The organism is Paenibacillus paridis, from assembly GCF_006345825.1.
GTDB lineage: Bacteria > Bacillota > Bacilli > Paenibacillales > Paenibacillaceae > Pristimantibacillus > Pristimantibacillus paridis.
This window is the reverse complement of sequence record NZ_VCIX01000091.1, coordinates 140,151-154,241: the sequence shown is the minus strand read 5'-3', so window position 1 is coordinate 154,241 and position 14,091 is coordinate 140,151. Positions and strand designations below refer to the sequence as shown.

Annotated in this window: 11 protein-coding genes; 2 read left to right on the top strand and 9 right to left on the bottom strand. The window is 47.7% G+C overall.

Translation table 11 applies throughout. From position 1 onward, the window contains the following. Positions 1-83: 83 nt before the first annotated feature. The 4 genes from FJQ58_RS20785 to FJQ58_RS32410 all read right to left on the bottom strand — a co-directional run bounded on the left by FJQ58_RS20785 (position 84) and on the right by FJQ58_RS32410 (position 5,196). Positions 84-1,403 carry an ABC transporter substrate-binding protein gene (locus FJQ58_RS20785; protein ID WP_139996731.1) on the bottom strand — a complete coding sequence of 440 codons (1,320 nt, stop codon included), beginning with the start codon at positions 1,401-1,403 and terminating at the stop codon, positions 84-86. Between the two features lie 130 nt (positions 1,404-1,533). Beyond that, positions 1,534-3,177 carry a response regulator transcription factor gene (locus FJQ58_RS20780; protein ID WP_139996730.1) on the bottom strand — a complete coding sequence of 548 codons (1,644 nt, stop codon included), beginning with the start codon at positions 3,175-3,177 and terminating at the stop codon, positions 1,534-1,536. Further along, the gene (locus FJQ58_RS20775; protein WP_139996729.1) at positions 3,170-5,002 is read right to left on the bottom strand and encodes a sensor histidine kinase; all 1,833 of its coding nucleotides are present in this window, start codon (positions 5,000-5,002) and stop codon (positions 3,170-3,172) included. The genes FJQ58_RS20780 and FJQ58_RS20775 overlap by 8 nt, the downstream gene beginning before the upstream one ends. A 56-nt stretch (positions 5,003-5,058) precedes the next feature. Further along, positions 5,059-5,196: a hypothetical protein gene (locus FJQ58_RS32410; RefSeq protein WP_161601324.1), complete on the bottom strand. Its 138-nt coding sequence runs from the start codon at positions 5,194-5,196 to the stop codon at positions 5,059-5,061. 74 nt (positions 5,197-5,270) lie between these two features. Between FJQ58_RS32410 and FJQ58_RS20770 the strand changes: the two genes are divergently transcribed. Further along, positions 5,271-6,161 carry a carbohydrate ABC transporter permease gene (locus FJQ58_RS20770; protein ID WP_139996728.1) on the top strand — a complete coding sequence of 297 codons (891 nt, stop codon included), beginning with the start codon at positions 5,271-5,273 and terminating at the stop codon, positions 6,159-6,161. Then, positions 6,161-7,000: a carbohydrate ABC transporter permease gene (locus tag FJQ58_RS20765; RefSeq protein ID WP_139996727.1), complete on the top strand. Its 840-nt coding sequence runs from the start codon at positions 6,161-6,163 to the stop codon at positions 6,998-7,000. Before FJQ58_RS20770 ends, FJQ58_RS20765 begins: the two co-directional genes overlap by 1 nt. A gap of 70 nt (positions 7,001-7,070) precedes the next feature. Here FJQ58_RS20765 and FJQ58_RS20760 read toward each other — a convergent pair whose 3' ends face one another. The 5 genes from FJQ58_RS20760 to FJQ58_RS20740 all read right to left on the bottom strand — a co-directional run bounded on the left by FJQ58_RS20760 (position 7,071) and on the right by FJQ58_RS20740 (position 13,945). Further along, the gene (locus FJQ58_RS20760; RefSeq protein ID WP_139996726.1) at positions 7,071-8,066 is read right to left on the bottom strand and encodes a LacI family DNA-binding transcriptional regulator; all 996 of its coding nucleotides are present in this window, start codon (positions 8,064-8,066) and stop codon (positions 7,071-7,073) included. Positions 8,067-8,156: 90 nt separating this feature from the next. Next, entirely contained in the window at positions 8,157-9,503 is a 1,347-nt protein-coding gene (locus FJQ58_RS20755; RefSeq protein WP_139996725.1) for an ABC transporter substrate-binding protein, read from the bottom strand. A 45-nt stretch (positions 9,504-9,548) separates the two neighbouring features. Continuing rightward, on the bottom strand, positions 9,549-10,430 hold the full coding sequence (locus FJQ58_RS20750) for a carbohydrate ABC transporter permease (protein WP_139996724.1): 882 nt from the start codon (positions 10,428-10,430) through the stop codon (positions 9,549-9,551). Then, a complete protein-coding gene (locus FJQ58_RS20745) occupies positions 10,427-11,359 on the bottom strand; it encodes a carbohydrate ABC transporter permease (protein WP_338016158.1) in 933 nt (310 codons plus the stop codon). The genes FJQ58_RS20750 and FJQ58_RS20745 overlap by 4 nt, the downstream gene beginning before the upstream one ends. Before the next feature lie 3 nt (positions 11,360-11,362). After that, positions 11,363-13,945, bottom strand: coding sequence for a glycosyl hydrolase family 8 (locus FJQ58_RS20740; protein WP_238404214.1), 2,583 nt, complete (start codon positions 13,943-13,945; stop codon positions 11,363-11,365). Between the last annotated feature and the right edge of the window lie 146 nt (positions 13,946-14,091).

Below are 14,091 nucleotides of genomic sequence, written 5' to 3'. Positions count from 1 at the left end.
CCTTTAATCGTTTTTGGAGTCCATAAAACAGCTTAACTCAGCACTGTAAAAGTGCTGAGTTAAGAGTTAGCCTATGGCAAAGCTTATTCCGCAGATCCGAATTGAACCCAAGCCTTTTGAATTTCATCAATCGCTTGATCCTTCGTTTTGCTGCCGCCAATATAACCTTGCATCAACTCACCAAACTTTTGGTGGAACGTATCCAGAGAGTAGTTAACCGACAGATCGCCGGATTTTTCTGTTTTTAGAATCTCTTCCATTTGCTTAGGCATATCCAGTTCAGGAAGCGGAGCATCCTTGATTGGAGGAATAACCTTCGCTACGCTGGAGAACCAGTTTTTGCCGTAATCGGAAGTGTAAAGCCAGTTGAAAAACGCAATCGTTTCGTTGACAACTTTAGAATCCTTGTTGATGCGAAGCGCTTGGTCAGCGCCAGTAACAAGCAGGTTTTGCTCTGCTTTCTCGCTCACTGGGTAACCCACGATTCCAAGCTCAAAATCAGGTGTAATTTTTTTGATCGCTTCTTCGTCCCAAGCGCCCTTGCCTGTCATAAATGCAGCTTTGCCGGAAGCAAAGTCGCTGACTTCTGCGTTGCTGTCACGCTCAAGCGGCTTGCTTGTACCATGCTGAACCGTTGTATCGATGAAAGCGAAGAAGTTATCTTTCAGTACTGGGTGATCGTTAAACGTCGTTTTGCCGGCGATGAAATTTTCTACCAGCTCTTTCGGCGTAATGCCTGCATCTTCGGCAGCTGCATTGACGAAGTTTTGGAAAATATGCTTCCATACCCACCACTCTTTGTATGCATTCGCGAACGGCGTAATGCCTTTAGCTTCTAGCTTCGTAATGGCATCTGCCATTTGCGAAGTTGTTTTCGGCACTTCCGTGATGCCAGCGTCAGCCAACAATTTTTTGTTGTAAACCATGTTCATCAGGTTGCCTTTGACAGGGAAGCCCAGCACCTTGCCATCTTTGGAGCTCATGTTGATTTTAACGGAATCCGTCATGGCTGCTGCAAGCGGCTCATTCGTCAAATCCGCGCTGTATTCTGCAAATGTATCGATGTCGCCGCCTGCCGTTGTCTGGAATACGTCCGGCGTGCTGCCTGCCGCGATCTTCGATTTCAAGACCGTGTTATAATCGGCTTGCATAATTTCCAAGTTGATCGTTACGTTCGGTTTTACTTTCTTGTATTCTGCGATGTATGCATTGAAAGCATCTGTGTATTCTGGAGAGGCGGTGAACATGTTGATTGTAACCGGTTTATCCGAGGCCTCTGTGTTGCCGCCCGTATTCGTACCCTCGTTGTTGCCTGTCGTATTGTTTTTGTCGCTGCCGCAAGCAGCAAGTATTCCGATAATCAGCACGAGGCTGACGGACAGTGCCAGAAATCTTTTTAACATTGTATTGCCCCCATTTCCTTCATTGGTTGTGGTCTACGATGCCTATTCTAAAGAAAATGAAATCGGATAAGAATGCACATAAGTGAAGTCTTAAGGGTAAAAAAGTGTCATGCTGCCCGTTGTTCACTTTTTAGCTATCCCCATTGGAGGACCGAAATTCCGAAGGCGATACCGAATAATAATTGCGGAACGCCTTGCTGAAGTAGTTCTTGTCTTTATACCCCAGCATCTCTGAAATATCCTGAATCTTCAGGTTCGGATCGCTGAGCAGCTCCTTTGCCTTGTCCATTCTTACCTTCTGCACATACTCATGAATGCCGAAACCGAACTGCTGCTTAAACAGCTTCATCAAGTATTCCCTGCTCAAAAAATATTTGTCGGAAAACATCGAGATCTTTATTTCCTCAAAATAATGATGATCAATGTAGGCTTTAATATCCCCTACTTCAAACGGCTGATTCGTCATTTGCGATTTCCTAATTTGACCGCTGAAAAAATCCAATATGGCATATAGAAGCTGCTCATACTGCTCGATATTTCCAAAATCGGTAGAGATGCCAATGCCCCGCAGTGCATGGTCGCCTGTAAGCGGAAGCTGCTCAGGCTTCACGCCCAGCTCCAGCGACATGTCATTCAGCAGAATCACAAACTCATGCAATGCCCGGTCTGCTTCTCCAATACTGAATTGCTCCGAGGCTTTCCACCTTTTGATATACTCACTCACAAGCGCCTTCGCATGTTGAGGGTTTCCGCCCTCCAGCGCAGTGCGGATATTCAGAATCCGGCTGGTCAGCGACTGGTTGTCTTTCGGAGCAGATACGTTCTTATCCGCGGCATTGGTTACCGTAGCTCCTTTCAGCCTAAGCAGATCAATCCCGCTAATCGCGCCTTTGGCCATCTCATAGGACGCTGCGATTTGCATGACATCGGGGCTGGAATGGCCGATTCCTGCCGCTACTACAATGCCGAAAAGCTCCTTTAACGTCGAAATGACCTTATTCATTTGATGCATGGAATGGTACGCGATATCCTCCGCATAACCGCCATTCATTGTCAGGATCGCAATGAGCTCCCGCTCCTGCTTCGGGCTCGCAAAGCTGAATGCGCCAAAATGGTCGCCAGCAATTTCATTCATGACATTTGCCACCGCAAAATGCAAAAGGTCGGTGTCCTCATGAAAGCGGCTTTTCCGAATCTGCTCCAGATTTAAGACGCGGAGCACGACCGCCGTAAAGCGGTTGCCGGGATCATCCGCGCCGATTAAAGGCAGGAAGGCCTCATTGCTTTGGCTTTTGAAGCTGCGCTCAATAATGGACAAATACACTTTTTCCTTGAGACGCGGCAGCGACATGTTGAGCGTGATATTGCGATTGATAAAATCGCTGTCCTTCTTCCGCTTCGCATCCAACACGTCGATCGCTTTGCGGAGCGATTGGTTCAAGTCGTTGCGATTCACCGGCTTCAGCAAGTAATCGACGACTTTAGAACGTATCGCTTGACGCGTATATTCGAAGTCGTTATAGCCGCTAATCACAATTGTCAGCAAATCGGGATAATCGCGCTCGATCATCTGCAGCAGCTCCACGCCGTTTACTACAGGCATCTTCATATCCACCATGGCCAAATCTATTTTGTGAGCAGCCAGCATCTCTAGTCCGACCTTTCCATCGGTTGCTTCAAGCACTTCTGTCACGTTCAAGCCCTTCCAATCTCCTAATATGCGAATGGCCTCGCGAAGCGGCTCTTCATCATCAATAATTAGCACTCTATACATGGCTGATTCCTTCCCGCGGTAACCGCATCTCCATTGTTGTTCCAAGCTCGTCTGTTTCGATTCGAAGCATCGCTTCGTCTCCGTAAAGCAGCCTCAGGCGGGTATGCAAATTCACAAGCCCGATGCTCTCCTCCGCATCCTCACGTTCCTCCCACTCGCTCAAAAAGGATTGCCTCACCTCCATGAGTCGCTCTGGCGTAAAGCCTGGTCCATTGTCATGCACGGATATGACGGCATGCTCTTCGGTCAGCTTGGCCCGGATATCTATCGTAATCGTGCTCGATACTTTCTCCAGCGCGTGCTTGATCGAGTTTTCCACTAAGGTTTGAAGCGACAGCTTCGGTATTTCCAGGGCCATAAGCGAATCATCCCATTCATAAGTCATCTGCAGGCGGCTGCCGAAGCGCGCCTTCTGCAGCGACAAATAATGTTCGATATGCTTCAGCTCCTCGCGCGACTGCACGATATCTTTACCGCTTATGCAATAACGCAGCGTTAATGCCAGGGAGTCGACCATATCAACGATGTCAAAGCGTTCACTCTTGAGCGCTTTCGTCGAAATGGCTTGCAGCGCATTATATAGAAAATGCGGATTAATTTCAGCCTCCAACGCTTTCAATATCGCATTTTTCTCCACCAGCTTCATCTTGTAGCGTTCATTGATGAGATCATTCGTCCTTCTCACCATCTGGTTGAAATGACGGGACAAATAAGCAATCTCGTCTCGGCCTCTTACCTCTGCCTCCGCATCGAAATGCCCCGTACTGAAGCGATTCATCTGATAAGAAAGCTTCCTCAGCGGCTTAGTAATCGCATTAGAGAAATACGTAACCGCAATAATCGAGAGCAGCAAGAACAGAAAACCGATTGAAAAGCTGATGTTGCGCGTCGTTCGGGCCGCCTCATAGATTTGCGTATAAGGAATCGGCTTAACGAGCCTCCAGCCCTCTTGCTCACCGATGTCATAAACGACAAGGTACTTCTGTTCTTCCTCCGACCAGGTCAGCTGCCTGCTTGATGGTTGTCCCAAACGTTCCAATAAGCCTCCAGCCTTAGCCCGCTCATAAAAAGCAGGATCATCCGTATAAAAGGGCTCATTATCCGGACTTAAATACAGCAAATGCTGACCTGCATCGAAGGGTATATCCTTTAATATTTCGTCTCTGACCGAGGAATCGTAATAAAATGACAGCACGGCCTGAGGCTGCCTCGATACGATCGAGCGAAGCACCCGGTGATAGGCCATAAAGCTATTTTCCGTGTCTACCGGATACCCAGGCTCCGAGTCTGCTTCAACAAACGACTGGTACGAACGGTTAAAAGGGCTCGACATCGCCTTCTCGTACCATGGCAGCTTGGTGATGGCAGGGTCCACGCCTGTACGAACGGTAATATTATAGCTTTCCTTCGATATGGCATAATATTTTTTCTCCTTCACCACATAGAGAAAGATCGCTTCCAGATCATTTCTGGAATAATACAGCTCCCGCAAATAATCCTCCAAATACATCTTCGAAGCATAATCCACCGACTCATGCGTAATGGCATAAGTAATTTCATCATAGCGGATCTGCGGCAGCGATAACTGCTCCATTCCCTTCAAATAGTCCTCCATGTTCTGGTTAACGAGCAGCAGGTTGTTTGAAGTGCTGGCTATGCTGCTTGTGACCGACTCCTTCTGCAGCATTTGATATGAAATATAAGTCAGCGACCCGACCACGAGTATAATAATGGACGTGAAAAGCAAAATAAGCTTGTTCACCAGTCTTCTCGACATGCGCTCGGCTATTGCTTTAACGGCTTTCCCAGCTCGATTTATGATCATTTCCCTCTTCCCTTCAGCCCGGCATTCCGTTCACCTTTTTACCCCTAACTGATTTCTTAAATCCATTTTTGCAGGTGGGCGGCTGTTTTATAATACACATTATAACGAATGGCGATGGATTGAAAACAAAAATGTACAGCCTCGGAAACGAGCTCTGCCTGTGTTCCCGCGTTAGCCGTTCTGCCTTTCATCATGGCATACGCCAATCACGCTTGTATAGCAGAAGCAAACAGCCATTAGACGAACAGAGAAGAAAAGAGGTGCGTTGATGTTTAAAGCATTAGGGAGAAAATGGAGCGAGAAGCTCGAATTCGGCATCTTCACCTTGCCGGTATTAATTTGTATCGCCGTAGCGTTCTATATCCCGTTCGCCATGACCATCCGTTATTCCATGACCAAATGGAACGGAATTTCCAAGCATCCAACCTTCGTTGGGCTTGATAACTTTAAGCAAATTTTTACGGGCGACGCCAACTTTGCAAGCTCCGCATGGTTCACGATCAAATATGCGGTTTTGTATATCGTGCTCGTGAATGTGCTGGCCATTGTGCTGGCTGTTATTTTGGATATGAAGCTCAAAACGACTTCATGGCTGCGCGCCGCTTTCTTTATTCCCTATATTTTAAGCCTCGTCATCGTTGGATTTATCTGGAAGTTTATCTTTATGCAAGGGTTTGAATCGCTTGCGCAGAGCACGGGCTGGGGCATATTCGACCTAAGCTGGCTCGGCGAGCCCGGGCTAGCCTTCGTCTCGATCCTGCTGGTCTCGATTTGGCAGTCGATCGGTTTCTACTTAGTGATCTACATTGCCGGCTTGCAGTCGGTGCCGGATGATCTCAAGGAAGCCGCAACCGTCGATGGCGCGGGTCCGTTAAGACGCTTCTTCAGCATTACGCTGCCGCTGCTAGCGCCGTCCATCACGATTTCCGTCTTCATGGCGTTGACCAACTCCATCAAAGTCTTTGACGTCATCCTGTCTCTGACTGGCGGCGGACCTGGTGGAACGACTTATAGTATCGCTTATGACATTTACAGAGATACGTTCCAAAACAATCTTTATGGCTACGGAACAGCCAAAGCGCTTATCCTATTCGTTGCGGTATTGTTCGTAACTATCATTCAATTGACGATCTTCAAACGCAGGGAGGTTGAAGCCTAATGAATACGCATGCCAAAGCAAGAACAGGGCGCATCGTACTGGAAGTCGTCATGGTGCTTCTCTCGCTTGTGTTTCTCTATCCCTTATTTCTGGCGATCAACAACTCGTTCAAAAGCTTCGGCGAGGTCATGACCGATGTCGTGGCCCTGCCAAAGCAGCTCGTATTCGAGAACTATTCCTACGTATGGTCGTTCATCAACTATCCGAAGCTGTTCCTTAACAACTTTATTATTACGACCGTGGGACTTGCCGGCATTATTCTTGTCTCCTCCATCGCAGCCTATAAGCTGGCGAGAACGAAGACGCGTTGGAGCGGCCTTATCTACCTGCTCTGCATTATGCCGATGCTGATTCCGTTCCAATCGATTATGCTTACCGTGCTTCAGCTTGCCAAAAACTTAAACTTGTCCGAGAGCACTTGGGGGCTCGGCATTCTTTACTGGGGCTTCGGCGCACCGCTCGCGGTGTTCATCTATCATGGCTTTGTGAAGGGCATTCCGAAGGAAATCGACGAGAGCGCTACAATTGACGGCGCTTCCGGCTTTAAATTATTTTTCCTAGTGATATTTCCGCTCCTTAAGTCGGTTACAACAACGATCGTTATCATTGATGTCATGTGGATCTGGAATGACTTCCTGCTCCCGCTGCTTATGGTTAACGGCTCGCCCGACACCAAAACCTTGACGCTCGCCGCTTACACCTTCGTCGGCCAATATACTTCCGACTGGCAATACGCGATGACCGCCATGGTCATGGCCGTGCTGCCATCGATTATCGTGTTCATCTTCCTGCAAAAGTACATCGTCAAAGGCGTTGTAGCCGGCGCGGTGAAAGGTTAAGGAAGCAAACGCAAAGAAGGCAGCTGCCCTCCGAAGAGGATAGCTGCCTTTTTCGTATACGCACCTGCGATTATGAAGACATAGGGGAAGTCGATTCACGAACGACAAGCTCCGGACTTAACTGGACCGTCACGTTTCGTTTAACTCCGCCATTAATCATTTTAAGCAGTAAATCCACACCCGTCCTTCCGATCTGGTCCGCCGGCTGCCGCATGGTCGTCAGCATTGGCCGAAATTCGGAGGCAATGAACTGGTCGTCGAACCCGATAATAGATATTTTCTCCGGTACTCGTATTCCCTCGTTCATGAATGCATTCATCGCGCCAAGCGCCATGTAATCATCCGACGCGAATAGCGCTGTTGGCAGCTTGCCGGATTCTATCCAGGCCTGGGCAATGCGATAGCCCGTTGAGATTTCAAAATCCCCTCGCTCTACGCAGTAAGGCTGAAATCCCGCTTCAGCTAAGGCAGCACGGTAGCCCCGCTCCCTTTCACGACTGCTGAGGAACAGCTCCGGACCGCTAATATGCGCAATATCCTGATGGCCAAGCCCGATTAAATGCTTGGTAGCTTCATAGCCGCCATGAAAGTTATCTACAATAACAGAGGTGGCGGAGGAATTAAGCTGCTGATTGTCGAGCATCACGAACGGAATCTGATTTTTCTTCAGGTCGAGCACATATTCATCCTCACGCATCGGCGACAGCAGAATGACGCCATCCACTCGATCCTCTTGAAACAAGGAGCGGTGAGCTTGATCATCGTCTCCGCTGGAAATCGACAACGCAAGAAAGTAGCCCTTCTCCGCCAAACAATCATTCACTTCCTTGACGACGGAATCTAGAAAGGAATCATAGAGCGTCGTCAAGGATAGTCCGATAATCCCCGTCTTGCCACGGGCAAGACTTCTGGCCGAAGCGTTAGGATGGTAATCCAAATCCTTCATCGCTTGCAGTACACGATCCCTATTGCCCGATCTTACGCTAGGTAAATTGTTCAATACGCGAGAGACCGTTACAATGGAAAGCCCTGATTTCTTAGCTACGTCTAATATGCTTACTTTCATAGCAAACGCCTTCCTCAAACCAAAGTGATTACCTTTACGAAAAGAAGGAGGGGGAGCAGCACCCTACACCCCCTCCTCAAAGCCTATGTTCTATGGTTTGTTTACTCTCGCTAGAAGATCCTTCAGCTTCTGTTCGATAACAGGAAGCACTTCCTCTACTTGCTTATCGCCATTCTCAACGCCTGCTAGCTCGTTAATGAACAATTCATTGATTTGCGAGTAGTTGGAAATCAGATGGTTGTAGGATTCAAAACCATATTTATATGCGCCATCAAACACCTGTTGAATCCCTTTTGGGTCGATGCCTTCAAAGTTATTGTAGTATTTCTCAGCTGCCGCTTGGTTTACCGGCGGATTGCCACCGCTGAGCTCAATCGATTTTTCCTGAATTTCAGTCGTAATCAAATATTTGATCCATTCCAAAGCTTCCTCCGGATGCTTGGAATCCTTCAGAACGAACAGTGGATCTACGTAAAGCACGCTTCTTACATCGCCTTTCGGGCTTTGCGGCACTGCGGCTACACCTACATTAAAGCTGAAATCTGCTGCAGCAGCCAAGCTCCACGAGCCAACCACGGACATTCCGATTTTTCCGGATAAGAACGGATCACCGAATTGGCCCGAAACGGATTGAGAGAATGCCGGCGTTGGAGCAACCTTTTTATCGTAAATGAGACCATAGAGGGTTTTATAGGCATCCACTACCTCTGGTTTGGATAGGTTAATTTCGGAAGGCTTGCCGCCATTTGTCCAAGTATCATCGGAATAAACATTCGCTCCGAAGTATTGGGGACGTTGATCACGCTCGCCAAAGCCGAAATCGACACCATACTGCGCTTCCTCCATATTTTTGGAGTCTACCGTCATTTTTTGCGCGTATTCTACCATTTTCTCAAAGGTCCAGCTTTTGTCTTCATAATCCGTTGGAGGATAAGGGAGACCCGCCTTATCGAACAAGTCTTTGTTATAAAGCATGACGGTCACATAACTATTAAGAGGAATGCCGTAGGTTTTCCCATCGACCTTATAGATGTCCATGACATCATCGGGAATGTTGTAATCCGATGCTTTGAAGCCCTCCAAATAGGGTGACAAATCCATCAGCATATCCTTATTGTAATACTCCATAAAACCGCCGTATCCCCAGTGAGAAGTAACGTCCGGAGCATTCTTTGCAGCAATGGAGGATTGCAGCTTAGAGTCGAACTGCTCATAAGGCGCTTTAGTTACTTTAATCTTAATATTAGGATGCTTCGCTTCGAAATCCGGGATTAGCTTCTCAACGAAGGTTCTGTCTGGCGAGTCAATTGTATAATGGGTGATCGTTACTTTCTCGCCTTTGCCGCCCTCTGTCTTCTCCTTATTCGAGCATGCCGCTGCCAGTAAAGCAAATACGAGAGTCAAGCTAATCGCAATGGACATCCATTTCTTGTTCATCTTCCTTATTTCCCCCTTATTTTTCATTCGATATCGGCGCAAGGCTTATTTAATGCCCGTGAGCACGATACCTTCGACAAATCTTTTCTGTGCTACTGCAAATAAAAGCACAATCGGCATGACCGATAGAATGGAAGCCGCCATTAATAGATTCCACGGAGCAAGCCGGAACTTCGACGACAGCATAGCAGCCATGCCGATCGGAAGCGTAAAGTTCTCCTGCGAATCCAAATACAAGACCGGCGTGAGCAAATCATTCCAGCTCCAAATGAAGGAGAAGATGGCAACCGTCGCAAGCGCAGGGCCAGCTAACGGAAGCGTTAAATTCCAATAGAGGCGGAATTCGCTGCAGCCATCGATTCGACCCGCATTGTAAAGCTCATCCGGCATCGTAGAGAAAAATTGCTTCAACAAAAATATCATATAAGCAGACCCAAAAAAGGACGGCAGTATCAATGGAAGCAAGGAATCATGCAAGCCGAGATTCATAAAGAGCAGAAACTGCGGGATCATGATAGCCGGATACGGCAGCATTAATGTGCTAAGCACCAGCATGAACATAAAACCGCTGCTTCTCGTTTGATACCTAGCAAATCCAAAAGCAACTAGAGATGAAGAAATGATTGTGCCAATGACGGTGCATATCGCAACGATTAAGCTGTTCATGTACTGCTGGCCGAATTTGATGTCGGTGTTGGTGAATAATTCACTGAAATTTCCCCACGCGAACACCTTAGGAATTATGGTTGGAGGAAAAAGAAGCAATTCCTTCGTCGTCTTTAGCGAGGTAGTCACCATAAACCAAACGGGAGACAGCATCGTTATGGTCACGACTAGAAGGATAACAAATCCGATTAGCTGCGACAGCTTCCATTTCTTCTTTTTTCGCACCGTATTCTTTTTATTCTCCAGGGCTACTTCGCTCATCTGTCACGCCCCCCTTCGTAATAAACATAACGCTTCGAAGACCTCATGATGAGGTAAGTAATAATTAACACGGCAATGAGAAGCAGCCAAGCCATCGCTGAAGCATAGCCGTAACGGAAATTTTTGAACGCATTAATATAAATGTTGTATACGTAGAACCAAGTAGAATAACTTGGTCCTCCGCGAGTAATGGTATACGCCTGTGTAAAGACTTGAAAGGATTCGATCACGCCTATGATCAGCTGAAACAGAAACACCGGTGAGATCATCGGGAACGTCACGCTCCAAAAAGTTCTCCAGCGCCCCGCCCCATCCAGCCTCGCAGCCTCCAGCAGATGCGACGGCACGCCTTGGAGACCAGCGAGAAAGATAAGCATCCCTGCGCCTAATCCCCAAAATGACATCATAATCAAAGCCCATAATGCGTAGCGGTCGTCCAAGAACCAGTGAATCGGTTCGATCCCAAACAGCGATAGCCCATAGTTGAACAATCCCGCCTGCGGATTGAACACCCAAAAAAAGAGCAGCGCCATCGAAACACCCGAAATCATGCTCGGAAAGTACATTGCTGTACGAAAGAAGCCGCTGAAGGGAACTTTCTGGTTGATCAAAATCGCAAAAATCAGTGAAAGAAACAACGTGATCGGAACACTGATAAAGGTGTATTTGAGTGTAACGACGATAGAATTCCAGAATTGCTCGTCATGGAAGAGCTCTTTAAAATTATCCCCGCCGATAAAGACCGGCGAATGAATAATGTCGTAATCCGTAAAGCTGTAATACAAGGAAGCCCCCACTGGATACAGTGCAAATAATAGAAAACCGATCATCCAGGGCGAAATGAATAAGTAAAAATATTTGCTTTCACGCCTTTGCCCTTTGCTGCGCTTCAGTACAATCGCCCCCACTTCCGTCTCCGGATCATTCAAGCTTTATTTTTCTAAAATCTCATTTAATTTCAGCAGCATCGTCACTGCTTCTGCGCGAGTAGCTGCGCCAGACGATACGAAGGCATTGCCGCTGCGTCCTTGTACAATGCCAAGCGTCTTAGCCGTTTCAGCCGCTTTCTTCACCCAGGCAGGAATGTCGCTGTCATCAGCAAAGCTGGTTTTGCCCACCGCTTCTGCCTCCATGCCTGCCACCTTCGCAATCATGACCACCATCTCGGCTCTCGTTATGTTTGCATTTGGACGGAAGGTACCATCCGCATAGCCTTTAATAATGTCCGCTTCCACAGCTTGAGCTACTGCCTTGATAGCCCATTCGCCGATAGCGGCCTTATCTTTAAATAGCAGCTCACTGCCACTGGTTTCTGGTTTCAGCATTTGCATCATCATCACGGCAAATTCTGCCCGCGTTACCGAAAGGTTAGGCTTGAATGTACCGTCAGCATATCCATTCACGAATCCTTCCGAAGTTGCTTGCTGGATATTGAACTGTGCCCAGTGACCTTCAATATCTTTGAAGCTGAGTGGTGCCTTGTTCATCGCCAGCACGGTGAATTTCGTGAAATGGTCCACTTCGACCTCAATGCGGTTACCGGTCACTTCTCCACCGATGAGCACCCATTTCTTCGTCGCCTCATCGAAGTAGAATACGCCCGCCGTCTGGTTTTCTTTCAGCAATGATGGGTTAAACTCGAAGACAAGCGTGATACGCTTGCTGAACTTGCCAGCCTTATCCTTCAGAATTTCAAACACCGGGCTGAGATATACCTCATTCTTCGCAAACAGCTTAGCCGCATCCAGCAGCTCTTCAATCGTGAGCAACATTTGCTGCTCCGTCGATCCGGCTGGGATCGTTATTTTAATCTTCTCACCCAAGCTCACCTTAGCCGGGTAACCCGTAGGTATGGTTGCTTTGCCATTCGTAGAGACAACCTCGGTGACGCCCGTTCCGCCTGTGCCGCCTATGCTTCCTGTTGAACCGCCAGGCGTAGTAATGTTTCTCGCATCGCTGGCCTTGGAGAAGTTATTGGCTTGGTCAAACGCGATTATATAATACTGATATGAAGTTGCCGGGCTTAAGCCCGTATCGCTATAAGAGGTTAGCGTCGTCACAGCGAGCTCGACGCCATTACGGAAAACCTTGTAGCCTGCTACTCCCAAATTATCTTTGGATGAAGACCAAGTCAGATTAACTTGAGAGCCGGATACCGCTTCCGCCTTCAGATCCGCCGGTTCAGTGGGAGCCTCCGCATCCACGATCGTAGGCGTCCACCAGTTGCCGGATACGACGATCATGCTAAGCAAACGGAGGTTATTTCCGAAATAAAGATCATCCTCCGTCTTAACCGCAGCATTGTGGTCCCATAATTTATTCAGCCATTCTTGATTGGAAGAATCGATCATGGCACTCACCATCAATGGAGCAGAGAAGGTAATGTCTTGATAATCCGTTAATGCTTCCGATCCATCCAAACGATAACCAGCCATTATGTTTTCTGGCTCGCCGTTCGTTTTCTCGCGAATCCACGTATTTAAAGTGCTCAACTGTTCTTTGGCCCGCGGTTCCCCCGTAATGAGGTAATCCGTACCTATCCGCCAAGGCGTTCGCGAGGAATTGTAGCTGTAATCGCCGTCCGTGTCCGATTCCAGGAAATACGGCGGTGCAGGGATAAAGCTGCCGCTCCCTTCATCCTTGATAACAAAATCCGGCAGAAGGCCTGCATTCGGGCTATAGTTCTTATACAGATGCTGCACAACGCTATAGGTTTGATCCACTACTTGCTTCCAGCGGCTATCGCCGGAAGCGACTCCAAAATCCTTCATATGCTGCAGCATGAAATCTGACGGACGCGTTGCCGTTGCATATTTTCCGTCCGTTGCCCAATCGGCGATTCTGAGCAGCCAGTCGGTTTGATTGACTTCGCTATCCATAATTGCTTTGATTACCTTGCGGGCCTCCGCCAAATAATCAATTTCCCCGTCGTTGCCCCATTGCTCGCTTGCGAGCAGCAGTGCATAAGCGATATCCATATCGCCATCCGTAGCCGAGTCAACGCCGTTAATATCTATGATCGACTCTCCATCATCGGCTTGCTGCCAAGCCATCAGATCCGGATTAATCTCACTTGGATGCGCTCTGAAATATCGATACATGCCGTCAAAATATTTCTTCGCATCCGCATCGTGGCCCGCCATTAGTGCGGTAATCAGCATGCCGTAACCATGCGCCTCGGAAACGGTAATCTCATTGTCTTCAAACCAGTCGCCATCTGCATACCAGACATAATATTGGCCAGGCGTATAAGGATTTTCTTTCAAGTATTTCGCTTTCCACTCGTCATATAATCTCGATACGGTATCATCCAAATCGGCTTGCGCCACATGGTTTGGCTTAATGCTGCCCTCCACATAAGACGTGTGCTGAGGGAATGCCTTGAACGGCCCCGCTCCCGCAGCCGTTTCACCTTCAGCTGCAAAACTTGAATATGGCGTCAGTAATAGCATGAACGTTAGTACCAAACACGTGATTACATGAAATGAGTTCTTCCTTTTTCTTTTGATAAACATGTTTTTTGACCTCTTTTCTTTTCTGTAATGAAAACAAAAGCGCATACTATAACACCTTTTCTGTAAGCGTTATCATTTTAATTTGATGCCAATATGAGCGATAATTTCAAACCCATTGATGGCTTTACCACTCCTTTAGGCCAATT

Excerpts from the sequence above, each read along its gene's own strand:
- FJQ58_RS20785 (WP_139996731.1), bottom strand. The coding sequence starts at position 1,403 with ATGTTAAAAAGATTTCTGGCACTGTCCGTCAGCCTCGTGCTGATTATC.
- FJQ58_RS20780 (WP_139996730.1), bottom strand. The coding sequence starts at position 3,177 with ATGTATAGAGTGCTAATTATTGATGATGAAGAGCCGCTTCGCGAGGCC.
- FJQ58_RS20775 (WP_139996729.1), bottom strand. The coding sequence starts at position 5,002 with ATGATCATAAATCGAGCTGGGAAAGCCGTTAAAGCAATAGCCGAGCGC.
- FJQ58_RS32410 (WP_161601324.1), bottom strand. The coding sequence starts at position 5,196 with ATGATGAAAGGCAGAACGGCTAACGCGGGAACACAGGCAGAGCTCGTT.
- FJQ58_RS20770 (WP_139996728.1), top strand. The coding sequence starts at position 5,271 with ATGTTTAAAGCATTAGGGAGAAAATGGAGCGAGAAGCTCGAATTCGGC.
- FJQ58_RS20765 (WP_139996727.1), top strand. The coding sequence starts at position 6,161 with ATGAATACGCATGCCAAAGCAAGAACAGGGCGCATCGTACTGGAAGTC.
- FJQ58_RS20760 (WP_139996726.1), bottom strand. The coding sequence starts at position 8,066 with ATGAAAGTAAGCATATTAGACGTAGCTAAGAAATCAGGGCTTTCCATT.
- FJQ58_RS20755 (WP_139996725.1), bottom strand. The coding sequence starts at position 9,503 with ATGAACAAGAAATGGATGTCCATTGCGATTAGCTTGACTCTCGTATTT.
- FJQ58_RS20750 (WP_139996724.1), bottom strand. The coding sequence starts at position 10,430 with ATGAGCGAAGTAGCCCTGGAGAATAAAAAGAATACGGTGCGAAAAAAG.
- FJQ58_RS20740 (WP_238404214.1), bottom strand. The coding sequence starts at position 13,945 with ATGTTTATCAAAAGAAAAAGGAAGAACTCATTTCATGTAATCACGTGT.